Origin of the sequence: Hugenholtzia roseola DSM 9546 (assembly GCF_000422585.1) — a bacterium.
Taxonomy (GTDB): Bacteria; Bacteroidota; Bacteroidia; order Cytophagales; family Bernardetiaceae; genus Hugenholtzia; species Hugenholtzia roseola.
This window is the reverse complement of sequence record NZ_AUGI01000033.1, coordinates 1-24,628: the sequence shown is the minus strand read 5'-3', so window position 1 is coordinate 24,628 and position 24,628 is coordinate 1. Positions and strand designations below refer to the sequence as shown.

Genomic DNA, 24,628 nt, shown 5'->3' with positions numbered 1-24,628 from the left:
GCGGCAGCGTTAATTTTTTAGAGATGATATTGGCACAAATAAAATTACAAACTTAGGAAGTTTTGCAGTAGTTTTTCGCCTGCTGCTCCACTTTTTTCGGGGTGAAACTGCACAGCAAAGAAGTTGTCTTTTTGAATGGCGGCAGAAAAAGACAATCCATACTCACAACGCGCAATCGTATGACTGCTCAAAGGCACGTAGTAGCTATGCACAAAGTAGAAATTTGTTTCGGGTGCGATATGGCGAAATAAATCGCCTTCGAGGTTTTGCACCTGATTCCAACCCATGTGCGGCACTTTTTCAGAGCTATCCGAAGGAAACCTTTTTACCTGTGTCGGAAAAATGGCTAAGGCGGGAGTCTGCCCTTCTTCGGAGTGGCTACAAAGCAGCTGCATGCCCAAACAGATGCCCAAAAGCGGCTTTTTTAGTGTAGGCAAGAGCGTATCCAAACCTGCCGCATGGAGAGCTTGCATGGCTGCCTGCGCGTGTCCTACCCCGGGAAAAATAATCTTATCTGCCGCTTCAAGCACTTCTGCCTGTGCCGAAAGTGTTGCTTCTACGCCCAAACGCGCTAAGGCAAAGCGCAAAGACTGAATATTTCCTGCCTTGTAATCTATGATGACGATATTTTGTTTTGTCATAAAAGCTGATATTAAGCTACCTATCCCAACGTGGGCAAAAGCATGGCAAAGGTAAAAGAGAACTGCCAAATAAGGGCGAAAAAAGCGAAAAAAATAGCCACATCGAACACAAAATAAAAACATTTGTGTAGCCTTCTGCCCTTTGTCGGAAAGCCTTTCCGCGCTTGCAAATCTTAAACAAAAGCACTACCTTTGCCGTTGCAATGACAACTTGGCTACTCTCGGTGTGGCTCTAAAATGTGCTTCTTTATGGGTTAGAAAAGCCTTTTTTTGTGAAAAAGAAAGGACTAACCAAAACAAAAGCGCACTTTAAATAAGGGCGCACTTCAATCAGAGCGCACCCTATAGGGAGTCTATCCTTTCTTCACTCTTTGTTTTTCCTTACTATGCCCACTTCGGTTTTGGTACAAAACGACTCTAAAATAGCGCATTTCTTCGCGCTGCTCAAATTCCGCCTCTCTGCATTTGTGGTTTTTTCAGGGCTTTTTGGCTATTTCATTGCCGAAACTGCTTTGCAGACAGATTGGAAAAAGGTCTTGATTTTTACTTTGGGGAGCTTTATGATTACTGCCGCTGCCAATATTATCAACCAGATGATAGAGGTTCGCTTGGATAAGGTAATGAAGCGCACCGAAGGTCGTCCCCTACCAATGGGCAAGATAAGCATGGAAGAAGCCCTTATTCTGACGGTGCTGATGATGATTGTCGGCTCGGCACTACTCTTTATTTTTGTCAATCCGCTAACGGCTGCCCTGACACTTTTTTCCCTGATTCTCTACGCCTTTGTCTATACCCCGCTCAAACAGATTTCCACCGTAGCCGTCTTTGTCGGGGCTTTTCCCGGTGCGCTGCCACCGCTCATTGGCTGGGTTGCGGCAAGGGGTGAATTGCACCATTACGCCTTGCTTATTTTTGCCGTACAGTTTATTTGGCAATTTCCACACTTTTGGGCTATCGCTTGGCTCGGCGACGAAGACTACACCAAAGCAGGCATGAAGATGCTCCCCAAATCGGGGAAAAGCCCTGCTACGGCACTGCACATTCTTACTTACAACCTTTTCCTTGTCCCTATCGGACTTATGCCTTGGTACTTTGGACTTTCAGGCATTGTTTCGGCTATTATCGCGACGGTGATGGCACTGCTTTTTATGCTTCCTGCCCTCGAACTTATTCGCACAGGGGAGCGCAAAGCCGCCCTCAAACTGATGTTTGCCTCCTTTCTATACCTGCCTGTGGTGCAGATGGCTTACTATTTTGATAGACTTATCTAAAAAAAGAAAAGACCGCAATGCAATAAAAAAATCGCAGAAGTTTGCTAAATTTTTCTTTCTAAAATTCTATTTCTCTTGACTTTCGAAGTTACTATCTTGGGTGCAAATGCTGCCCTCCCTGCTTTGGGACGCTTTCCCACTTGTCAGATTCTAAATGTCAATCACCGTTATTATATGATTGATTGTGGCGAAGGAGCGCAGATGCAGGCAGCCCATTTTGGCATCAAACTCGCACGCCTACACAGCATTTTTATTAGCCACTTACATGGCGACCATTACTTGGGTCTGATAGGGCTTTTGGGTACAATGAGCTTGCAAGGCAGAAAAAAGCCACTCTACCTCTACGCGCCCATTGGCATGGCGGATATTTTGGCGGCGCACCAAAAAAGTGGCGGACTTTATCTGACCTTCGAACTCATCTTTAAGGCTACCAACACCGAAGTTCCAGAGCTATTGGTAGAGGACGACTTGATAAAAGTTTATACCTTTCCCCTGCGCCACCGTATTCCTTGTGCAGGTTTTCGCTTCGAAGAAAAAAGGCGCGGCTTTTCTCTTAAAAAAGATGCACCCTTAGCGGCTCTTTCCATTCCACAAAAATTGGCACTCAAAAGAGGAGAGGATATTGTCTTTGAGGGCAAAACAAGAGCTTTTACTGAATTTACCGAGCCGCTTAAAAAATTGAGAACCTATGCCTATTGTTCGGATACTATTTTTGATATAAATTTATTACCCGAACTGAAAAACGTAGATTTGCTCTATCACGAGGCTACCTTTACGCAGGAATATCTGACACGCGCACAGGAAACGATGCACACTACTGCCTTTCAAGCGGCTTTACTTGCGAAGGAGGCGCAGGTAGGAAAGTTACTATTGGGGCATTATTCTTCGCGTTATCACAACTTAGACCGTCTTTTGGTCGAGGCGCAGGCGGTCTTCCCCACGACGGAGATGGCAATAGAGGGGCAAACTTTTGAAGTTTTACACGAAGTCTAACATAAAGTTTGGCACAAAGCCTCACCGAAAATTTACTTTCTTTCGGGGCTTGCTCTAATTTTTGAGTCTAATTTTTTTAAGGCAGGCGAAATCCCAACTTTATGCCTTATTTTTCGTTTGAATGAAGGTAAAAAGCAGTTTGATTTTTTCGTAAAAAAAGCGAATTTGCCCTTATTAAAATCTTGCCTATGTTTCATCAGCACCAACTTAGCGCACATTTGCATCAGCATTTTTTGGCACAAGCACGGATAGACCCCATTACAGGCGATGTCATTTCGGCAGGCGATAGGGTTGTTTTGTGCAAAGCCTGCGGGTCGGCGTTCCTGACCGAGAGTTGGGTTTATATGGGCGCAAGACATTGTGGGCAGAGTCAGACTTTGCCTAAAATTCCTTCTACTTTACCTACTTTGCACCTAAAAAAGCAAAGACAAACCGAAACGAAGGCAGAAAGTAAAATCTTTACTTTGGGTTTGATGCGATTTTTGGCATTTTTATTAGATACCACCATTACGGCTGCCCTTTTTTGGTACAAATGGTATCCTCTGGCAGGTTTTTATTGGCTTTTTAAAGATGCCATACATAGAGGCAGCATAGGCAAAATCCTATTTGGCTTACGTCTTGAAAGGCAAGGGGGGCGGTATCTCAAACGTGGTCGCCTCATTTTCCTAAGTCTGCTAAGAAATGGAATTTGGTCTGTGCCTTATTTTTTGATAAAAATGCAGGGAAGCGGTTTTGCGGTTTTATTGTTGGTTTTCGCGCTTTTTGTGGTGGTAGAAATTATCAGAACCCTAACACATCAACAGCGTTTTATAGACCTGCTTTTTTCGGTGCAGGTGCAAAAAAGAAGGTAAAATCATCTTCTATTAACCCCGTTGGGCGTATTTTCCGACTCCGACCTATCAGTAGGGCAAATCTTAGATTTGCACTGTAAGATACTGCAAAAATAGCAAAAAATGCTACTTTTGAAGCAATAATATAGGATATGTCGCCTTTTCTGCTGACTATCCTGCACAAATAACAGCCGAATACCACTAACAGCGTTACAACTCCTCACTCAATTTGCGAATTTCCTCGATGGATAGTTTTGTGAGTTCTGCGGTCATTTCTATAGAAAGCCCTTTTTTTAAACAAGAGATTGCCAATTCATGGCGAGCTTCGAGCTTTCCTTCGACCTTTCCTTCAAGTTTGCCTTTCTCTATACCTTTTTGCAAGCCTTTTTCTAAACCTTGCAAATAAAAGTCATCTTTTTCGATGTCGTATCCTATCGTTCCCATATTGCCTAATTGGTTTTGAATGATTTTTGGAAGTTTATTGCGCAGACGCGCTAAAACAAGCAACTGCTTGACATACTTATTTAACGCAGTAATATCGGTTTTTAGTTGCGAAAGACGAAACAAAATTTTACCAACGACTTCCTCTTGTTTTTCCTTTTCGAAATCCGCCAAAACTGCCATGATAACCTCTTCGGCATTTTTAGATTCGATAAATTCTTTGTAGGAATAATCTCTAAAAGATTTTAGTTGAAAGCCTGTAAAAATTTCCGAAGGCGCAAGGACAGAGCGCATATTACTGGGTGTTTCGCCTAAGTAATAAACGATTTGAACAATAGGTTTTTGATATTTTTTTTGTAAAATGGCATGATACTCTTGCATACGAAGTATCATATTCGGCTCGTCTTTCGCTTGAAATTCTAATTGTAGGATAAATTCTTTTTCGTCTTGGGTGGTGATAAGGACTAAAAAGTCGGCTTCTCGTTCTAAGGTAGTTTGTAGTTTATCTTTTAATAAAGCGTGTTTTTTGATGTGAAAACCTAACTGTCTTTCCGAAAATTGTAAGACATACGCCAAGATATTTTCCTTTAAAATTTTGTCGTAAAGGTTTTGTTCTTTTGGATTAGGTTTTTCGTCTTCCATAAAAGATTTTATGCGCTAATTAGGCTGTGAAGATACGATTTTTTTGGATACTACCAAATTTTTCTATACCTTTTTGTATCCTCTCGTTGTTCGTAGTATTCCCATAACCAAAAAATAAACTAAAAGTTAGGCTTAATCTCCGACTAAGACTTATCAATCCAGCAAATCTTAGCTTTGCGAGGCTGCTGCTATCAAAACATCTAAAAAACAGTATTTTGTATTTGTTTTTTGTTATTTTTGCGGTATCTTACAACGCAAATCAAAGATTTGCCCTTATAGGGCGTAGCGTTCAGTCATTGGGGACACCAACAACGGCGTAGCAGGGGGAGATGCTAAACCTTTAAATACAAAATGATACAAATAAAAACAAAAGATATAAATAAACAAAAAAACATAACTTTGTTTGTTTTAAAACTTGTAAAAAAAGAGTTTAAAAACTTGTTTGTTATATTAGATTTAGAGCTAATAGGAAAAGAAGAAACAAATATAAACTATAACTATATAAATAAAAAATATAGTGCCAAAAAAAACTTTTTAACTGAAACTGACTATGAAGAAATAATAACAGCAATAACAGAATCTGCTCAGGTATTTAACTTTTATGGAGTTGTTTTTAGTAATAATAACTCAGAGTATGAGTTCTATTTTGAGTGTTTAGATGCTATTTTTTTTGAAATATATGCAAAAAATACTGAAATAGAGAGAAGTATTGCAGAAACATTCCCTTGTTCGGAGTAGTCTCCCCGTTCGGCTGAATCTTCCGACTACCAAAAAATAAAACTAAATCTTAGCTTTGCGAGGCTGCTGCTATTAAAGCACCTAAAAAAACAGCATTTTGTATTTGTTTTTTTCTATTTTTGCAGTATCTTACAACGCAAGTCTAAGGTTTCCCCTTATAGGGTGTAGGGTTCAGTCATTGGTGGGGGACACCAACAACGGCGTAGGAGAAGAAAGCACAACCTAAACGTTACCGATTTTTAAACTATGACATCAATAGTAGAGTTAATAAAAAATATAGAGAGAAGACCCGCAATGTATATAAGTAAAAATTATATTAGTTGCTTGAAATCTTTTCTTGATGGTTGGTATCTTAGGGACGCATCTAACATAAATGACATAAATTTTATATCACATTTTCAAGATTGGATTGTAAAAAAATATAAAATAAGAACAAATCACTCTTGGAGTGACATTATTTTATTTTATTCACAAGATGAAGCAGATGCCTTAAAGAACTTCTTTAAAGAATTTAATGAATTTTTAGAGCAGACAAACAAATGAGAGCAGTCACCCGTTAGTCGCAGCAATGTTAAATTCTAATAATTAGGCTCGAAATGTAGGGACAAGGCATTGACCTCTCCATTGCCCTCTCCGCAACGAGATTGAAACCAAAAATACTTTCAGACCCAAAAATAGGATTCTGTTCTAATTTTATTATTGAGATAGTTGCGCTACCAAATCCTCTTTTTTAAGCGGTTTTTTTGGCTCGTGTTGTAAAACAAACGTATATTTTTTGTTTTTATATTTATTCAAAACTTCTGCTGTGGGCAACTTTTCCTTCGGCAGTTTGGCAATAGAGCCATCTTCGAAGATGCAAAAAATTTGCAGCGGTTCATTGGGCAAAAGGCGAAAATCTTTTTCCCACGAGCTAAAACCATCTTGGGTATAATAGACGATAGCATTAGACTTTTCATAGACACAATAAACCTTACTAACGGTCAAATCAGCGGCATTGGGCGCAGTGCTTTCTACCTCGAAGTGCGCCACAAGGGGGATTGCCTCCTCTTCTTTCAATAAAAAATCGTAGTTGTGAAGCCCCATTTTTCCTATATCCATAGCCTTAAAGACCTCATTTCTAAGACTATCTTCGGGCGAAAACTCCCAACCATCTCCCCATTCTCCACCCCAGTCGCCTAAATCATCAGCACCAAAGCCTATTGCAAGTTCTTCCTCCGTTAGGGGCAATGCTGCGGCAGGGCTTCCGCCCCAAAGGTCTGTATCGGACTGTTCGCGTTTGGGCGCATTTAAAGAAACGATAGGACTTTGCTGTTTTTCCCAAAAGTTAGTTTCAGGATTTAGAAAATAACTATCTAATTTTTCCTGTGCTACTTGGGCAGCAAAGCGAACTTGTATTTTTTTGCCCTCCCTAATTTCGAGTTCTTTGTTATCAGGGGTATAAGCGGCGATTTCGAACATGCCCCCAGATTTTAAGACTTGTTTCTGACTTACAAAAAGGTGCTGCTCGTTGATGATAAAATCAAAGACATCGTGTGTTTCGCGATATTTGAGAATGACCCTACCCTGATAAGGCTCTTTTGTAGCTTTATAGACAAAGGCATCTTGGGGAATGAAAATGCGCGACCCCGTAAAATAGCTTAGACTTTGGCAGCGATTTGCCTCTATTTGGTAGGAAACAAAAAGCGTTTTGGGGATTTTTAATTGCGCCTCTGCCTGCTTCTGAACCAAAAAGAAAGACAAAAAAGCGCATAAGCTCAAAATTGAAAGGTGTTTTTTCATGATAAAATGGGTCTTGTCAGATGGGTATGTGAGATTTTTTATACCAAAGATGCTCAAAGGCTCAAATTTGCATAAATTGTCCAAGTCATATACACCAAATAAACCAACACCAAGATGCTACCCTCGGTGCGGTTGATTTCGCGCCCCTTTCCTGTGAAAACAAAAACAAACATCAACAAACTGGCGACAATATTGACGACGACATCGTAATTGTTTTGCGCCTCAAAAGGGAGCGGATTGATGATAGAACTAATGCCCAAGATAAAAAAGATGTTGAAGATATTTGACCCAATGACGTTTCCTATGGCAATATCCGATTTCTGTTTGAGTGCAGCAGAGATAGAAGTGGCAAGTTCGGGTGCAGAAGTGCCTATCGCTACAATGGTCAGACCGATAAGGGAGTCGCTCATGCCGAAACTTTTGGCTATTTCAATCGCCCCATCTACTAATAATTTTCCGCCCAGAAAAAGCCCCAACATTCCCAAAGCGGCAAAGAGTACGGATTTTCCCAAAGACATCATCTTGACGGCGGCTTCGCTTTCGTCTTCGTGTGAACTTTGCGCCACTTTAAAGGTATAATACATAAAGATTGCAAAAAAGCCAAGTAGTGCCAAGCCGTCTGTGCGCGTGAGCTGGTTTTGGGTTGCGCCATCAAAAAAAACATCATTGGCAGCCACGCCCAACATCAATGCCGCCAATAGGCTCAAAGGAATTTCTACCCAAGTGGTGTTAGAAGTTACGCGGATAGGAAAGATAAAAGCCGCCACTCCCAAAATAAGCAGCGTATTGACGATATTGCTACCCATTGCGTTGCCTATCGCAAGCCCCGTCTGCCCCTGAAAGCAGGCGAAAAGATTGACCGTAAGTTCGGGTGCAGAGGTGCCAAAAGCGACGATAGTTAGCCCGATAAGTAGGTCGGATACTTTCAACCGTTTGGCAAGTGCCGAAGCACCTTCTACTAATTTATCAGAGCCAATGATAGTGAGGGCAAGCCCGCCTAAAAGCGAAACAAAGGATAAGAATAAGGTCATGAAAAGGAAAAAGGGTAAGATGAGCGTATTTCGGAATGTCAAAAAAATCGGAACAGACAAAAAATCACTTTTGTAGTAAGCTATGCGCAGCAAGCTACTTAGAAATAGGCAAAAAAACAACCAAATAGGCTTCTTTTATACTTACGAAGCCTTCAAAATTCGACGAATGAGGATAAAAAGAACCTAAACCTCCTTTTTGGGGTAGGCTCTGTGCAAACTTACCGCTGCTGCAAAGCCAAACGCAACAATTTTTCTACTTGGTCGAAACTTTCTTCGGGGTAGCTTTTCAAAACGGCGCGGATACTACGCTCTGCCGCAATTTTATTCATACCCAAAGCCATCAGTGCCGCTAAGGTTTCGCTCTGCACAGTGTCCGAAATGCGCCCTGCGGCTATGGAATTTTCGCCCATTTCCGCATGGAAGCCCTCTTTGGGTAGTTTGTCTTTGAGTTCTAAGACGATTTTTTGCGCCGTCTTTGCTCCTACGCCCTTGACTGCCTGCAAACGCTTGGCATCATTATTCAAAATGGCAGCCACCAATTCGCCCATTGGCATTGCCGAAATAACGGCTAAGGCAGTAGCCGCCCCTACATCAGACACACCGACCAAAAGTAAAAAGAGTTTTTTCTCGCGCTCGCTCGAAAAGCCAAATAGCTCTTGTGCATCTTCACGCACACGCAGGTAGGTGAAAATTTGGCACTCTGCCCCTACTTCAAAACGCTCGACTACATTTTGGGTAGCTCGCACCTCGAAGGCGATACCCGCAGGAGTTTCAATAACAAGATAAGGGGCTTCTTTGCTTGCAAGTTTGCCTTTCAGATATGCGTACATAGGGCAGCGGCTTGGGAAAGAGGTAAGAAAAAGCCTTCAAAGGGAAATTTGAAGGCAAGTTTTGTTTTTAATAGGCTACATGGCGTATTCGGAAAGAAACTTGATGCGCACCAAACGGATTTCTTCTTCCGAAAAGTCGTCTGTGCCAAATTCTTCTAATACGTCTTTGATGTTGTCGGTTTCGGCTTCCAAGAAGTAATCGTATAGTTCCTGTTGGCGTTCTTTGTCCATGATTTTATCGATGTAATAATTGAGATTGAGCTTTGTGCCTGAATGACAGATATGCTCGATTTCTTCAATTAGCTCGTCCATAGAAAGGTCTTTGGCTTCGGCAATTTCTTCTAAATCAATCATTCTATCGATTTGCTGAATGATAAAGATTTTAGTCTTAGACTTATTGGCTGTGGATTTGACCAGTACGTCGGAGGCAGTTTCGATTTCATTTTCCTCTACATATTTGGCAATCAGGCTAATAAATTCCTTGCCGTACTTTTTCGCCTTTGCCATGCCTACGCCATTGATTTGCGCCATCTCCTCGAAAGAAGTAGGATAGACGGTACACATCTCCTCCATAGAAGGCTCTTGGAAGATGACATAGGGCGGTACGCCATGCTGATGGGATACTTTCTTGCGCAGTTTTTTGAGCAGGTCAAAAAGCACGTCATCAAATGGGGTCTTGGCTTTTTCGGGCGATTCGGGGATAAGCGGCTCGGCTTCCTCGCCTGTATACTCATGGTCTTTGTGCAATTTGAAAGAGGTAGGCTTTTTGAGGAACGCCTTGCCCGTCTTGCTTAATTTGAGGACATTGAGATGGTCGATGTCTTTATCTAATAAGCCTGATAGCATGACCTGTCGGAAGACCGACTGCCAAAACTCCTCGTTTTCATGCTGCCCCTCGCCAAAGATTTCCAATTCGTGGTGTTCATAACTAACCACATGGGGTTCTTCTATCCCTCTGATGACCTTAATGACGTGGTCAATGGTGAATTTCTCCTGTGTTTGTAAGACCGCTTCTAAGACGGTCAAGACAAATTCTTGTCCTTCGAAGGTTGCCATATTGTCGTTTTTACTACAATTATCACACATTTCGTTACACTCCATGACATCATAGCTTTCGCCGAAATAATGTAAGAGTTGCAAACGCCTACACACCGACGACTCGGCATACGCCGCCATTTCCTGTAAGAGGTGTCGCGCATTATCGCGCTCGTTTGCAGGTTTGTCTTTGTTGAATTTTTCTAATTTTTGAATATCATTTTTACAATAGAACATCAAACAATGCCCTTCTAAACTGTCGCGCCCTGCTCTGCCTGTTTCTTGGTAGTAGCCTTCCAAAGATTTAGGCACGTCGTAATGCACCACAAAGCGCACGTCAGGCTTGTCAATGCCCATGCCAAAGGCAATCGTAGCGACGATAACCTCAACTTGTTCGTTTAGGAACGCATCTTGGTTGCTCATGCGCGTATGGGCATCTAAACCTGCATGGTAGGGCAGTGCCTTGATGTCATTGACGTTGAGTAGCTCGGCAATTTCCTCTACCTTTTTGCGGCTTAGGCAATAGATAATCCCCGACTTGCCTTTGAATTTTTTTACAAATCTAATCAAATCGCGATTCACCTCCTTGCCTTTTGGCTGCACCTCGTAGTAGAGATTTTTGCGATTGAAGGACGACTTAAAAATAGAAGCCTCCTCCATGTGCAGGTTTTTCTGAATATCGAGCTGCACTTTGGGCGTAGCCGTAGCGGTCAGGGCAATCACAGGCAGGCTACCCAAACGCTCGATGATGTGGCGAATACGGCGGTATTCGGGTCGGAAATCGTGTCCCCATTCGGAAATACAGTGCGCCTCGTCTATGGCTACAAAAGAAACGGTGATTTTGGAAAGGAAATCTAAGGTTTCGTCTTTGGTTAGGCTTTCGGGCGCAAGGTATAGCAGTTTGATTTTGTTATCTACCAAATCGCGTTTGATGCGATTGACTTCCGTTTTAGATAAGGTAGAATTGAGGAACTCGGCGCGAATACTCGAACTATGAAGCTGGTCGACTTGATTTTTCATCAAGGCGATTAGAGGAGAAATGACTATCGCCGTTCCCTCGCTCACCACAGCAGGGAGCTGGTAGCAAAGGGATTTTCCCGCGCCCGTGGGCATGATGACAAAGGTATTCCTGCCCATTAGCACATTGCGAATGATGTCTTCCTGATTGCCTCTAAACTGGTGATAGCCAAAAAACTGTTTTAGGCTATGTTTCAAATCGATGTCTGGATTCATAGATGAGATGCTACACTGATGAAATGCTACACTTAGGACGGTCTATAAAGCAAAGCTCGGCAACAAGGGCGCGGAGCTTTTAGCTGTGTAAAATTAAGTTTTTTTGCCCAAAAAACAGAAAAGCGATTCAAAAATATTAGTCGGAAAGCCGCTATTGGTAGGTACTTTTTTAGAAAAAACCCAAGCGGGGTTCTTTTTTTACAATCTAAACACCAAAGAGGCTCTCACTCCGAAACGGCTCGCGTTAGGGTTGTCTAAATAGGTTAGACGATGTACCGCTTGTATGCGCACCAAGCGGAAGATATTTTCTATCCCATAACTAAGTTCTACATAGGGTTTATTGCCCAAAGAACTAAAACGCGGAAGCGCGTTTCCTTGCGCGTCTGTGAGGGGAATGAGGTCTAAATTTGCCTGACTTACACTGCCATACAAGAAATTGCCTTCTACAAAGTTGCGCCATTTGAGTTTGCGCATCAGTGGGACGCTATTGAGAAACAAGCCCTCGAAGCGGTGTTGCAGACGCAAAGAAACAAATTTATCGCTTACAAACTCAAAATAATTCATCAAATTAAAGGCGAGTAGGTTGTAAAAAGGGGTTTCATTCCCCAAGTGGCTCTCCAAAAGGGGGTAGGGAATTGTGGAAGGAATGTAGCCTGCCTGCAAGGTGTAGTCTGTCCTGCCGATTGCACCCAAACGAAAAGACTGCTCTACTTGGGCGGCAAATTTATGAAAACCAAAACTACTATTTAAAAAATTGGGCAAACCCAAATGGTAGCGCAACTTAAAAACAGGATAGTCGCCTGTGCCAAAGCTAATTCTATCGTTGCCATCAATGATAAAACGCTCCTGAAAGGCTATGCGCGTTTCAAACATCAATTCGGAGGTGGTAAATTCGTTGTAGCGCAGGTCGCGATTGTTCAAATCGTAGTATTCGAAGGCGTAGAGCGGCTGAATATTTTGCTGACGGAAGGTAATTTTTTGGGTCAGCCCTTTGAGCAAATCCGTTTGGGCAAAGGCTTTGATTTCCTCGTGCAAAAAGGGGCGGTTTTTTTCTATGTTGCCCCATCTTGCAAAGGCAAAAAAGAGGGGGTTGTCGGCAGGGGAAAGGTTGTCGTTGAAGATGGCAACCTGCTCGATGTCTTTTTTGTAGGAAAGCCCCATGACTGTCCAAGTAGGTACTTTTTTGGCAATGTACTGAAACCTACCACCGTATTTCCAACGCTCGTCCATCAGACCATAAGCGGCAAAACCGCCTATCATAAATTTGCCACTAAACTTGTCATTGGTGCGCAGGTTGAGCATAAAGCGCGTGCCTTCTACATTGTTGTAATTGACCAAAGAGAGTATCGAGCCTACATCTATTTTGCCGATGTCTTTATAGCCATTGTAGATAAAACTCACGATTTCGATGTAGCTTTTCACCACAGGCAGATTGCGCAGGGTGTCTATCATCAGATAAACATTTTGCTCGGTTTGGGAAAGCGAATCGTGGCGATTTTGCTGCCAGTAGTCGGGGGTAGAAATAAGCGCGTCTTCGGCTACTTTGATGGTCTGCTTGTAAAATTTGAGCGGTTTGGGCTGATTGACGACCATATTTTTTGCCGACACGTAAGATTTGATAAGCATGCCTGCCCAATTATCATTTATTTCACCAACATCTACCAAAATGCGCGTCTTGGAAGGTAGCCAGGCTTGGCGTGCGCCCTTTTGGTAGCCTTCCATCTCGGCGATAGCGTCTTCTATTTCTTCGGTTTGTAAAGAGTCTGTGCCTGCTGCCAGTTGTTCCTTTTTTTCCAAGCTATCCGCCAAAAGAAGTGCCTGCTGCTCGTCTTTGGAAAGTTCGCTTTTTTCCACAGGCACTAATTCCTGCTGAATCTTGATTTTTTCTATAAAGTTCAAATTTGCCGTTTTTCCTACTGTTACATCTATGCGTTTGAGGGCAAAAGTGGAATCGGTTATCCACATCTGACCCTGAAAGGCTAAGTCTTCGGGGCGTTTGGGTCTAAATTCTATTAGATAACACTTAAAACCATCTACTAACACATTTTCTTGTTTTAGCTCGTAATCGTAAAAGATACGCCAACTTTCGGCAATAGGCGAAACGAAGTCTTTGTCTGTAATGGTTATCCAATTTTCATAAAAATTGTAGTCTTGAAACGAACTACCCACTAATTGTGAAAGCGTGCTACCATCTTCCATGCCTACCCCTGTGAGTTTGGTCTTGATGATGTCTTCGCGCCTTTTTTCGGGATTTTTGCGGAAATAAGTCTTCGAAACGGTTTCAGAAATAAAAATCGGCAAGATAGGCTTGCCATCTTCGCCTGCAATGCGCTCGATGCTATCTAAGACTGCCGTTATTTTTTTTACTAATTTTTTTTCTCTAAATTTATCGGTAATGTTATCTACATCGACTTCAATTTTGCTATACGTATCAAATTCGTAAGCCAAGAGGCGCGTCTTGTCGTTGTATTTTTTGTTCGCTACCACCGCCCTAAGAATCCGCCAAGCAGGGTTTTCTTTTTTGCCCAACGTAATAACGACTTCTTTCAAGACCTCGCTGGTGCTGCCAAGTTGGAAATCTACCGTTTGGGTTTTTCCTTTTTCTATGGGTTTCTTGCGCATTTCATAGCCAATATAAGAGGCTACCAAACTATCAGTAGGCGTGTCGGTTTCTATTTTAAAATAGCCATCGAAATCGGTAGTAGTGCCAATCGTAGTCTTATCAAAATAAACGCTGGCAAAAGGCACGCCGTCACCTGTTTCGGCATCAGTAACTTTGCCCATCACAAGGGTCTTTTGTGCCGAAAGGTTGGTAGGAAAGCCCAAGAAAAAAAAGGCACTTAGAAAAAGAGCAGTAAAAACAGACGGTAGGAAAAACTGTGTGGTTTTTGCACCCAAAACGCCGTAGCCCCACTTTCTTGCCGCACTCCGAATTGTGTATAGAAGCATCATTTTTTGAGAAGAAAAAAACATAGAAATAAAATTTGAAAACAAACAACCTCCCTGCCTTTGCACCTGAAAAGGCACTGCAACAACCGACTGGGTCTAAAATTTTGAAATAACGCCTAACACGACTTAGACTTTCAAAAATACTCTTTTTTCTTTGAATCGCAAAAGTAAAAAAGGCACAAAAAAACGACATCGCAAAATAAAAATCGTTTCCGCAGGCTTTAGATTTGCTTTTCTACCCTAAAAAGTATTAAATTGTGTGTCAAAACCTTTGTAAAGACCAAAGATGCCCTTTTTGCCGCCTTCGTTGCGTCTTTTGCAAATAGATTCTTAGCCTACACAAACGACAGCCTGCCGCTGCCCTCCACACAAAAAAAAGTTCTGAAAAGTATGAAAGATACGCATAAAAAAGTGATGACGGCACAAACTCCACAAGTTCCTGCCGAAGTAGAAAATAATAAATACGTCTATACGCGCTATTTTGACCTTGAATACACGCGCCTGCTCGTCGAGAATGTGATAGAACCGATGGATAAAGCCTACTACCGCTCCGAATTTATTGGTTTCGATGAGCTTCCCAAGCGCAACAATCCCGACCGACCGCTAATTTTTATTAGCAACCACTCTGGCATGGCGTTCCCTTGGGACGGCATGATTTTCGCCGCCGAGCTGTTTCGTCGTCATAACTTTTCCTCCGACTGTATCCGTCCGCTTTCCGCTCCCATGCTCTCACAGACGGCTTTGATGAATCCTTTTATGATTCATCGCCTTTGGAAAAAGGTAGGCTGTGTAGATGCCACTACGCTCAATTTCGAGACCATGATGCAGTTCAATGACTACAACATCTTGATTTACCCCGAAGGCGTACCCGGAATTGGAAAGGGTTTTAATAGAAAATACCAACTCCAACGGTTTTCTACCTCTTTTGTGCGTATGGCACTCAAATACAAGACCGACATCATACCCTTTGCAACGGTCAATGCCGAGTACATCAACCCCTATGTCTATAGTTTCCCCGCCGTCAATCGCCTTGTCAATAAAATAGGCATGCCCTTCCTCCCGATGGGACTTATCACGACCCTTGCCCTGACCATTCCTTGGATTTTCTATTGCGGCTTCCCTGCCAAAATGACCTACGTCATGGGCAAACGCATAGACCCCTACGCCCTTTTAGACGACCCCGATAAGTCCTTTGAAGACATTACACAAGCCGAAATAGAGCAGGTGCGCGACAAAATCAACGCCCAAGTGCAGGCAGAACTCGACGAAGGCGTGCGCAAATACGGCAAGTCGCCCTATCAATTCAAGGAGTTTTTCAAGGCAAAACACGAGCGCATTGGCAAATTTCCCGCCCTTTATCCTTTTGGCTGGCCTGCGCTTTTCTACGAATTTGATAGGCTCTACAACAAAGGCAAGCGCAATTTCAAAATGAAAGTAAAATGGTATGATTTCTTTCTCCTAACCTTGCGCAATCCGCTTTCTATAGCCCATTTTATACCCGTTTTGGGTTGGATTCCGCTCTTGCTTCACGCCTATTTTACAAAACCCAAAGACAAGTAAATATGTATCATCAAAAAACTAACAGTTTTAAATAACTGTTAGTTTTTTTCAAATATAAAACTATTTTGAAAATACTTTCGTTTTGAGCAGTTTTTTTTGGGCTTCCCGTTTGCTGCCTTAGGGAAGGGCGAGTAACCACTAAGTTCTCAAACTATTTGCCTGATAATTGGCTACAAAATAATTAAGCGTGTAAAAAAATTCATCTTTTTTGAGGACGATAGAAATTTTAACTATTCTACCTTTTTTTTGGAAATAGAACTTCGCCACTCAAATTCACTGTTGATTAACGGGTGAATATTCCTCAAACGAGCCTCTTCCATACCAATTTGTTTAAGCGTATTTATCCACGCTTTGTGAACATTGTATAACTCTTCATCATGTATATCCAAGTCTGCTTTATTAGGAACTTCGCCCTTAAAACCATATCTAAGATTATTATATCCATATTCTTCTATTTTTTGTCTTTTTTAGTTCTATATATTTTTCTTTTTATTTTATACATTATACCATTTGCTTTTTTTAGTACATTTTGTTTGTGTTTTTTTGTGGGGAAAGTTATTTGATGTATATAAGAAATATTTTTATAATATATAGCTGATATTAAATAATAGCATACACTGGTTACACTTCTATAAGGATAAGGACGGCGTGTAGGATGTGAACCCTGATACATAATTTTTTTTTTATCTGTGGTGTATTCATGGTAAAGCAGTGTAATATCATCACTTACTTTTGACTTTTCTAATAAACATTCAATAATGCAAATTTGCTGCTCATCGGGTAAATTTGCAACGGAATCTACAATAAATTGCTTATTCAAATCCATTCTGCTGTATCCCCAAAGGTCTATAGTAACGGTGTCCCTCCCCCATTTGAGATAGTTTTCATCAAAAAAGAACTCGCAGGAGCAACCTGCCTGCGATTGATAACTACAAAAGAGTAAGAATATAAGACAAACAAATAATTTCATTGTTGTTTTTTATACAGTTTTCGTTGCTGTACTTGCGTTTTAAAAATAACCGCTCACTAAATTCGCTACCGTACAAAGATAGCAAACTATTTTGAAAATACTTTCGTTTTGAGCAGTTTTTTTACGCCGTCGTTGGTGTCCCCACCTATGACTGAACGACACTGCAAAAATAGCAAAAAACAAATAAAAAATGTTATTTTGTGGATGTTTTTGAAGAAAAAAAATACATTTTTCAAATGCGACCTGCTTTTTTTTTGTAAAGAAATGCTTTTTTTTATATCTTGCTAAGACTTAAAACTCAGGTTTTCGTTATATCCTTTCTTTCATCTGTTTAGATGTAGTAAAACTTGGTTTTTAGATTTTCTTAATTCAAACAAGTTTTGATTTGTGGAAGGTCTTTGCGTACAGTTAGTTGCGTTCTACCTTAGTGCTTTTGCCTGCCGCAAATCTTTTTTCTTATCATTCATTTTCAAAATCCCAATCATTATGACTATTAGATTTAGAAAGTCTATGCTGTTATTGTTTCTTTGTGCAGGTTTAAGTTATTCTTGTAACGACAAAGACGAACCAGATACGAACCCTGAACCTGCCGCTATCGAAGTAACCTCTGCCGACTATGCTCCCACCAATAGGGTAGGTACGGTAGTTACGGTAGCAAATTTGCGTGCAGAGCAAATCCAACAACCTCCACAAGAAGGAGAAAATGTAGAGTGGAACTTAAATTCCTTTGTATCTGCAAGTGCGCAACCCAGAGTGTCTGCTCAAAACAACGCCATTCCTGCTGGTAGCTCTTTTTCGTCTGCTACCTTTGTGCGTACAGCACCTTCTAATTTTTTGCCAAATTTCACCTTGAACGAGTACTACGAGGTATCTTCGGACGGCTTTTTTATGGTAGGGGTCAAAGTAGATGCAGGGAGCGCAGAGTTGCAGGGAGCAGTAATCACCTCTGCGGGTATAGATTTGCCCATAACTCCAAAACAACTTATACTCAAGTTTCCCTTGCGTTATGGTAATAACAATACAGAAGAATCTAAACTTATTGAAAAATATACTTTAGATGTAGCAGGCTTTGGCATTTCTAATGCACCTGTCGAGCGAACTATTGAGTATGTTACTGCTTCCGAAGTAGTGGGGTGGGGAAAAGTATCGTTGCCGCAAGGTGCTATCGCAACAAACACGGAGGTACTATTGGTAAAAAATACAGAAAAATATACCAATACTTACTATCTTAATGGAGAACTTGCTCCTGCTCCTCTATTAGCTGCACTCAATATCACACAGGGAAATGTGGTTGAGTATGTTGATTATTTCTTTGTGTCTAAAGAGTTTGGAGTTGTCGCAAGCGTGCGTTTTTCTACAAACAACGGCACTGTTCTCACGCCTGCTTCTGGTGCAAGCTATGTGATTAGTCGTTAAGAGAGTTATTTTAGGGAACTACCCTACAATCCTATTTTTTGCAAGCCCTAAACTTGCATTTTCAAGATGCTATAAAATACCAAAAAGCAACTATTAAGTTATCTTTTATAGTTGCTTTTTGGAAAAAGTTGAATTAGTAAAATATCTTGTTCCTGTGCTGTTGTTGGTGTCCCCACCAATGACTGAACCAAGTTAGGAAGTTATTTTCAAGATACCACAAAGTATTACGTAAAAATATTGGGCTTACACACTTCTGACCACAACAAACCCTAAGAGCCTTCAATTTCTCTTAGGGTCTAATTTTTTGGCTACAAACCGCCCTTTACAAAATTCTCAACTTCGGGCAAAGGCATATAACCAGATTTGCGATTGATGATTTTTCCTTCTTTGAAAAGTACAAAAGTGGGAATCCCGCGCACGCCATAAGCCGCTGCCGCCGAAGGGTTTTTATCTACATTGATTTTCACAATCTTTACCTGCTCACCCATCTTTTCGGCTAAATCTTGCAAAACAGGCTGCATCATGCGGCAGGGAGCGCACCAATCGGCGTAGAAATCCACCAAGACAGGCGTTGTGCCTGCAATTAAGTCCTGAAAAGAAGTTTTGTTTTCCATGTTGTTAAGATTTAGACACTCAAAACCTATTAGGCGTTGAATCCTTGTAGGTTTTGAGTGTGGTGATTGTTTTGGGTTACAATAAAGTAGTCGGACAAACGTATTCCGTTGTCTTGACCGCCGTTTTTTCTATGGCAGAAAATCCGCCTCTTACATCTACGAAATTATCCCAACCGCGTTGTTTGAGCATAGAAGCGGCAATCATACTACGATATCCACCTGCACAATGCAGGATAAAAGGTTCATTTTTAGGCAATTCTGCCAAGTGCTGATTGATTTGATTGAGTGGAATGTTTTGCGCCCCTACGATATGCTGCGAATCAAATTCACTCTTTTTGCGGACATCAAAAACCTTGACCGCCCCTTTTTCCAAACGCAAAGCCAATTCCTCTGCCGAAATGCGCTCGATGCTATCCATTTGCTTGCCTGCCGCTTGCCAAGCTGCAATACCGCCCTTCAAAAAGCCAATCGTATTATCATACCCTACACGTGAAAGACGCACGACGGCTTCTTCCTCCTTGCCTTCGTCGGTGATAAGCAAAATGGGGTGTTTGAGGTCTAAAATCATTTCACCGACCCACTGCGCAAAGCTGCCTTCCAAACCGATATTGATGCTATTGGGAATAAAACCTTTTGCAAAAGTTTCGGCATCACGCGTATCTAAGACAAGGGCTTGGGTTTCGTTGGCTGCTGCTTCGAAGGCTTCGGGCGAAAGGGCTTGCAAGGCTTTTTGCATAATGGTATCCAAACTGTCATATCCTTTGATGTTCATTAAAACATTTTGAGGAAAATATTGGGGAGGAGCTGTTAAGCCTGTCAAAAGTTCTTTGATAAATTCCTCGCGTGTCATGTCGGCACGTAGGGCGTAGTTGGTCTTTTTCTGATTGCCCAGCGTATCGGTAGTTTCTTTGCTCATCTTTTTGCCACAGGCACTGCCTGCGCCATGGTTTGGATAGACGATAAGATGGTCGGCAAGTGGTAAGATTTTATTGCGCAAAGAATCGTAAAGAAGGTTTGCCAATTTTTCCTCTGTTAGGTCGGAAATGACGTGTTGCGCCAAATCGGGTCTGCCTACATCACCTATAAAAAGCGTGTCGCCTGTGATAATGCCATGTTCGCTGCCTTCTTCGTCAATGAGCAAGTAGGTGGTACTTTCCATCGTGTGTCCGGGTGTATGGATAGCCTTTACCGTCGCGCCGCCTACTTTAAAAACTTCCCCATCTTGGGCAATAATCGCCTCAAAAGCAGGCTTTGCCGTTGCACCATAGACAATTTTAGCTCCCGTTTTTTGTGCCAAATCCAAATGACCGCTCACAAAATCGGCGTGAAAGTGTGTTTCGAAAACGTATTTAATGCTCGCTCCCGACTTTTGGGCGCGTTCTATGTAGGGCGCAACTTCGCGCAGCGGGTCAAAAATAGCCGCCTCGCCTTGGCTTTCCAAATAATAAGCAGCGTGTGCCAAACAGCCTGTATAGATTTGTTCGATTTTCATGGTCGTAGAAGGTTTTGAGGTAGTAAAATGAAGGTGAAAGAAAAGATGGGGCTTTGATGCCCTTTTGATGCTACAAAGTTCGGCAGTTTGAGGTTCATAAAAAGGAACATTTGTTACAAAGGCTTTTTTTATCTGCTTTTTATACCAAAAACAAATGACTATACAATCCTACGCCGTTTTTTTATGATAATTTTAAGAAAAGACAACCAAAACTTGCCTTTCTACCAAACACAGAAGGCAAACGAAAACAGAATAGAAAAGAGCCTTTTTCACACAAAAAAGCCACAGCCTTCCCTTTGAAAGCTATGGCAAAATTCTCAAAAATGAACGTATTAAAATATGACGCTTGTTAGGTTTTGGGTCTGATTTTTCTGACGTTGGGCAAAAAATAACCTAATTTACCGCCAAGCCCTTCAAAGAAACAGGCACAGCACGCGAAACGCCAATTTCGGGCATGGTTACGCCATAGACGACATCGGTACTGACCATCGTGCGCTTGTTGTGCGTAACGACGATAAACTGCACCTCTTTTGAAAACTTTTGTATAATGCGCGTAAATTTATCGATGTTGGCATCATCTAAGGGCGCATCTACTTCATCGAAGATGCAAAAAGGTGCAGGCTTGTAGAGATAGATAGAAAAAAGCAACGCCACTGCCGTTAGTGTTTTTTCACCTCCTGATAACTGCTTGATAGTCAGCGGTCTTTTGCCTTTTGGTTGTGCCAAAATCTCGATGGGCGAATCGAGGGGCTGCTGCGGATTGAGCAGTTTTAAATCGCAATTATCTTCGTCTGAAAAGAGGGAGCGAAAGACGGCGATAAAGTTTTGGCGAATGGTAGTGAAAGCCTCCGAAAAACTTTTTTCGGCTTCGGCTTCTAATTCGGCAAGGGTCATTACCAAAGATTCTTTGGCTTTTACAAGGTCGTCTTTTTCTGAGGTGATAAAATCATGCCGCTCTTTTACTTCCAAATAGGCTTCTTTTGCCGTTTCATTGATTGCCCCAATGCGCTGCAAACGGCGTTTTGCCGACTCTATCTCCTCTATCAAAACCTCGTCGGATAGCTCATCTTCTACCCTGCGCTGCTGCATCTGCTCTTCTTCCAAAACCAAATTAAATTCTGCCTGCAAACGCTCCTGCAATGCCGTTAGTTTGAGGCGGCTTTCGCCAATTTTATTTTGTATTTCTAAAAGTGAATTGTTATTTTCTTGTATCTTGCGGCTTGTATTTCTAATTTGCTGGCTCAATTCCTCATCTTGCGCCCGCAAAAGACGAAAGGCGGCTTGCTCCTCCTCATAGACCTGCTGCCACTCATTTCTCAAAAGGCTTAGTTCGCGTTCCTGCTGCTGGTGTGCCTCGATTTGCAGATGCAATTTTTGACTTTCCTGCTGAATTTGTTGTGCCTCTTGTTCTAAATCGTAAAGCCTTTCTGCGTTTTGTGCAATGGCATTTTCTTTAAAAGCAGTTTCTTGTTGTATTTTTTCCAAACGCGCTTTTTCTTCATACAACTGCTTATTTTTTTCTTTGAAAAACGCATCTTGCGCTTCAAATCGCAAACTGTCGCGCTCGAAATCGGCGGCTAACTGGTTCTTTTTTTCCTCGTTGGTTTTCAAAACAAACTGCTTTTCGGCAATTTGTGGCTCTAAGCCTTCAATAGAATTTTTGAGCCTGCTTACCTTTTCATTCGAAACCTGCTTGCGCTGCAAACTGCGCTCCAAAGAGGCTTGCATTTGCTCTAAACGCGCCTGTGCAGATATTTTTTCTTGCAAATAACGGTTTAATTGTTTTTGCTTTTCTTGAATACTTGCCTGCAAACTGCTCGCTTCCAACTCCTTCTTTTCGCTTTCTAAGGTGGTTATTTGGGCAGTTTGGTTCTGAATTTGCGCTTCCAAAAGCACCAAACTTTTTTCTAAATTCTCTAATTGCTGTTTTTTACCAATTAAAAGACTTTTTTCGTCTTGGGCTTTGGCTTGTCCGCCGCTTAATTCACCATTTTTACCATAAAGCAAAGTTGTATCCTTTCGGATAAAAACCGCTTGGGGGTGCAGCAAGGTTTGGGCAGGGTCAAAATCCTCCTCCACAAAGTAGAGCGATTGAAGAAGGGCATAAAAAAGCGATTTGTATTTTGCCTCAAAACGCACCACTGCCAAAGCCGAAAGTGCCTGTGGCACATCTAAAAGCAGGGGCGTGGGCAAATCTTTGAGCCTTTCTAAGACGAAAAACTGCGCTTTGCCCTTTTTAGCTTCTTGCAAATGGGCAAAAGTTTGTAGCGCAATTTGCTCATTTTCAACCACAAAGAAATTCATAAAGGGCTGCAAAAAAGTTTGCAGAGCCGCAATGTATTCGGGCTGGCAATCGAGCAATTCGGTCAGCAAAGGCGGTGTAGGAAGCGCGTTTTCAGAGGCGGCAGGGCGCACCTGATTAAAGTTTTGTGTTAGATATTGAACCGTTTGCGAATACCCTTCCTTACTTTCTACCAACGTTTTGAGCAACTTTACTTCGTTTTTTTGTGCATCATAACGGCGTAAAAGATTGTTTTTTTCTTCTTTCTCTTTCTCAATTTCCTGTTGGGTGCGTCCGATAAGCCTTTCCTTTTCCGCTTGTTCGTTTTTTTGTTGGTCTAAATCGCTTTGTAGGCTTTCTACCAAGCCTTCCAGTTCGGAAAGTTGTGTATTTACTTTATCAATTTGTGCTTCCTGCCCCGAAAATTCCAAACCCAACTGCTCATTTTCCTGCAAAAGGGCAGCCTGTTGTGCTTCTTTTACCTCTTTTTCTTTTGTGAGTACCAAAATTTCGCTTTGCAGATTTTTCACCCTATCCTGCACCAAATTGAGTTCGCTGCGTTTGAAGTCGTGCGCCTGCTTTTCCTTTTTGTAAAGTGTTTCTATGTTGGCTAATTCTGCCTCTAAACTTTCGACCTGACTTTGTAAAAAAGCCTGACTTTGGCTTAGTTCGCCAATTTGAGCAAGCTGACTTTCATTGTTTTGTTTTGTTTCTACGATTTGTTTTTCTACCTGCCCTTTGCGCTCCAAAAGATATTTTTCCCTATCGCGCTTGCGTTGGGCTTCGGTTTGCTCATAGCGGATTTTTTCGTTCTGACGCGAAAGTTGCTGCCTTTGTTCGCTTAGGGTGCTTTCCTTGCTTTCTATGTCGGTTTTGATGGCTTCTCTGTGTTGCTCAAACGTTTCCACTTGGGCATGCAGTTGTGTTTTTTCTGCTAAAAGTTCGCTTTGTCTTTGTGTCTGACTTTCCAAATTTTGGCGAAAAGTGCGCATCTGGCGTTTCGAAAGCGCAATGCTATGCCGCTGGTAAGAATCCTTTGCCTCTAAATATTTATCCACTTGGGCGGCTTGTTTTTCCAAATGGTTCATATTAGCCGTAATTTCTCCTAACAAATCTTCTACCCTTTCCAAATCCGTATCCACGCTTTCGAGCTTGCTAAGGCTCTCCTTTTTGCGCTGTTTGAATTGGGCAATACCTGCCGCCTCCTCAAACATCTGTTTGCGGGCATCTTCGCGGTCATTTAAAATATCATCGACCATTTTTAGCTCGATAATCGCATAGCTATTGGCTGTCGCGCCTGTGGGAGCGAGCAGGTCTAAGATGTCCTTTTTCCTACACGCAACGCCATTGAGAAAGTAGTCGCCATTGCCATTGCGAGCATACTTGCGTGTGATGCTAACTTCCTTGTATTCAGCAGGTAATAGGTTTTTATTATTTTCAAAATGCAGCGTAACTTCGGCAAAATCGGCGGCTTTGCGTTTGGCTGTGCCATTAAAAATGATGTTGGACATCTTATCCGAGCGCAGGTGTTTGGTGCGCTGTTCGCCCAGCACCCAGCGAATGGCATCGATGACGTTAGACTTGCCACAGCCGTTGGGTCCGATTACCCCTGTGATGCCTGCATCAAATCGTAAAACTACCTTGTCTGCAAAACTTTTAAATCCTTTAATTTCTAAACTTGTAAGCTGCATGGGGGTTCAAACTTCGTTTTTCTTTTTGAAATAGCTTGCGTTGTTACAACGATAAAAGTCTTAAATGCACCCCACCCCAAACCCCTCCCCCAAAGGGAGGGGCTTTGATATGGTATCATTTTTTTTTGCATTTATGCAAAAAATGATTTGGTTTTCGAACCCTCCCCTATGGGCAGTAATGTTAAGTTCTG

General features: G+C 41.9%; 18 protein-coding genes. 7 read left to right on the top strand and 11 right to left on the bottom strand.

The window, feature by feature from the left end; genetic code table 11:
• Positions 1–44: 44 nt before the first annotated feature.
• Positions 45–641: an imidazole glycerol phosphate synthase subunit HisH gene (hisH, locus tag G500_RS0101655; RefSeq protein WP_035756014.1), complete on the bottom strand. Its 597-nt coding sequence runs from the start codon at positions 639–641 to the stop codon at positions 45–47.
• 371 nt (positions 642–1,012) lie between these two features.
• Here hisH and cyoE point away from each other — a divergent pair, with 371 nt between their 5' ends.
• The 3 genes from cyoE (at position 1,013) to G500_RS0101630 (ending at position 3,756) form a co-directional block, all read left to right on the top strand.
• Positions 1,013–1,912, top strand: a complete 900-nt coding sequence (gene cyoE / locus G500_RS0101645; protein ID WP_245574452.1) for a heme o synthase — start codon at positions 1,013–1,015, stop codon at positions 1,910–1,912.
• A gap of 75 nt (positions 1,913–1,987) precedes the next feature.
• Positions 1,988–2,905, top strand: a complete 918-nt coding sequence (locus G500_RS0101640) for a ribonuclease Z (RefSeq protein WP_027001333.1) — start codon at positions 1,988–1,990, stop codon at positions 2,903–2,905.
• 188 nt (positions 2,906–3,093) lie between these two features.
• Positions 3,094–3,756: a hypothetical protein gene (locus G500_RS0101630; RefSeq protein ID WP_027001332.1), complete on the top strand. Its 663-nt coding sequence runs from the start codon at positions 3,094–3,096 to the stop codon at positions 3,754–3,756.
• Between the two features lie 189 nt (positions 3,757–3,945).
• Here G500_RS0101630 and G500_RS0101625 read toward each other — a convergent pair whose 3' ends face one another.
• On the bottom strand, positions 3,946–4,818 hold the full coding sequence (locus G500_RS0101625) for an RpnC/YadD family protein (protein ID WP_027001331.1): 873 nt from the start codon (positions 4,816–4,818) through the stop codon (positions 3,946–3,948).
• A 351-nt stretch (positions 4,819–5,169) separates the two neighbouring features.
• Here G500_RS0101625 and G500_RS0101620 point away from each other — a divergent pair, with 351 nt between their 5' ends.
• Both G500_RS0101620 and G500_RS21940 read left to right on the top strand, forming a co-directional pair.
• Entirely contained in the window at positions 5,170–5,556 is a 387-nt protein-coding gene (locus tag G500_RS0101620; protein WP_027001330.1) for a hypothetical protein, read from the top strand.
• Between the two features lie 246 nt (positions 5,557–5,802).
• On the top strand, positions 5,803–6,099 hold the full coding sequence (locus G500_RS21940) for a hypothetical protein (RefSeq protein ID WP_035755988.1): 297 nt from the start codon (positions 5,803–5,805) through the stop codon (positions 6,097–6,099).
• Between the two features lie 153 nt (positions 6,100–6,252).
• Here G500_RS21940 and G500_RS0101610 read toward each other — a convergent pair whose 3' ends face one another.
• The 5 genes from G500_RS0101610 to G500_RS21935 all read right to left on the bottom strand — a co-directional run bounded on the left by G500_RS0101610 (position 6,253) and on the right by G500_RS21935 (position 14,437).
• Positions 6,253–7,335 (bottom strand): hypothetical protein, encoded by a 1,083-nt coding sequence (locus G500_RS0101610; protein WP_027001329.1) that lies wholly within the window; start codon positions 7,333–7,335, stop codon positions 6,253–6,255.
• Positions 7,336–7,388: 53 nt separating this feature from the next.
• Positions 7,389–8,366, bottom strand: coding sequence for a calcium/sodium antiporter (locus G500_RS0101605; protein ID WP_027001328.1), 978 nt, complete (start codon positions 8,364–8,366; stop codon positions 7,389–7,391).
• A 218-nt stretch (positions 8,367–8,584) separates the two neighbouring features.
• The gene (ruvA, locus tag G500_RS0101600) at positions 8,585–9,196 is read right to left on the bottom strand and encodes a Holliday junction branch migration protein RuvA (protein WP_027001327.1); all 612 of its coding nucleotides are present in this window, start codon (positions 9,194–9,196) and stop codon (positions 8,585–8,587) included.
• 75 nt (positions 9,197–9,271) lie between these two features.
• The gene (gene recQ, locus G500_RS0101595) at positions 9,272–11,464 is read right to left on the bottom strand and encodes a DNA helicase RecQ (protein WP_035755985.1); all 2,193 of its coding nucleotides are present in this window, start codon (positions 11,462–11,464) and stop codon (positions 9,272–9,274) included.
• A gap of 198 nt (positions 11,465–11,662) precedes the next feature.
• The gene (locus G500_RS21935) at positions 11,663–14,437 is read right to left on the bottom strand and encodes a DUF5686 and carboxypeptidase-like regulatory domain-containing protein (RefSeq protein ID WP_245574451.1); all 2,775 of its coding nucleotides are present in this window, start codon (positions 14,435–14,437) and stop codon (positions 11,663–11,665) included.
• 231 nt (positions 14,438–14,668) lie between these two features.
• On the opposite strand from G500_RS21935, the gene G500_RS21930 reads away from it, so the two are divergent.
• The gene (locus tag G500_RS21930) at positions 14,669–15,973 is read left to right on the top strand and encodes a 1-acyl-sn-glycerol-3-phosphate acyltransferase (protein WP_245574450.1); all 1,305 of its coding nucleotides are present in this window, start codon (positions 14,669–14,671) and stop codon (positions 15,971–15,973) included.
• Between the two features lie 451 nt (positions 15,974–16,424).
• On the opposite strand, the gene G500_RS0101565 is transcribed toward G500_RS21930, so the two are convergent.
• Positions 16,425–16,943, bottom strand: coding sequence for a hypothetical protein (locus G500_RS0101565; RefSeq protein ID WP_027001325.1), 519 nt, complete (start codon positions 16,941–16,943; stop codon positions 16,425–16,427).
• A 486-nt stretch (positions 16,944–17,429) separates the two neighbouring features.
• Here G500_RS0101565 and G500_RS0101555 point away from each other — a divergent pair, with 486 nt between their 5' ends.
• Positions 17,430–18,359 (top strand): hypothetical protein, encoded by a 930-nt coding sequence (locus G500_RS0101555; protein WP_027001324.1) that lies wholly within the window; start codon positions 17,430–17,432, stop codon positions 18,357–18,359.
• 308 nt (positions 18,360–18,667) lie between these two features.
• On the opposite strand, the gene trxA is transcribed toward G500_RS0101555, so the two are convergent.
• From trxA to smc, 3 genes are all read right to left on the bottom strand, one after another.
• Positions 18,668–18,973: a thioredoxin gene (gene trxA, locus G500_RS0101550; protein ID WP_027001323.1), complete on the bottom strand. Its 306-nt coding sequence runs from the start codon at positions 18,971–18,973 to the stop codon at positions 18,668–18,670.
• Positions 18,974–19,049: 76 nt separating this feature from the next.
• Entirely contained in the window at positions 19,050–20,465 is a 1,416-nt protein-coding gene (locus tag G500_RS0101545) for an MBL fold metallo-hydrolase (RefSeq protein WP_027001322.1), read from the bottom strand.
• 393 nt (positions 20,466–20,858) lie between these two features.
• The gene (gene smc / locus G500_RS0101535) at positions 20,859–24,437 is read right to left on the bottom strand and encodes a chromosome segregation protein SMC (protein ID WP_027001321.1); all 3,579 of its coding nucleotides are present in this window, start codon (positions 24,435–24,437) and stop codon (positions 20,859–20,861) included.
• Between the last annotated feature and the right edge of the window lie 191 nt (positions 24,438–24,628).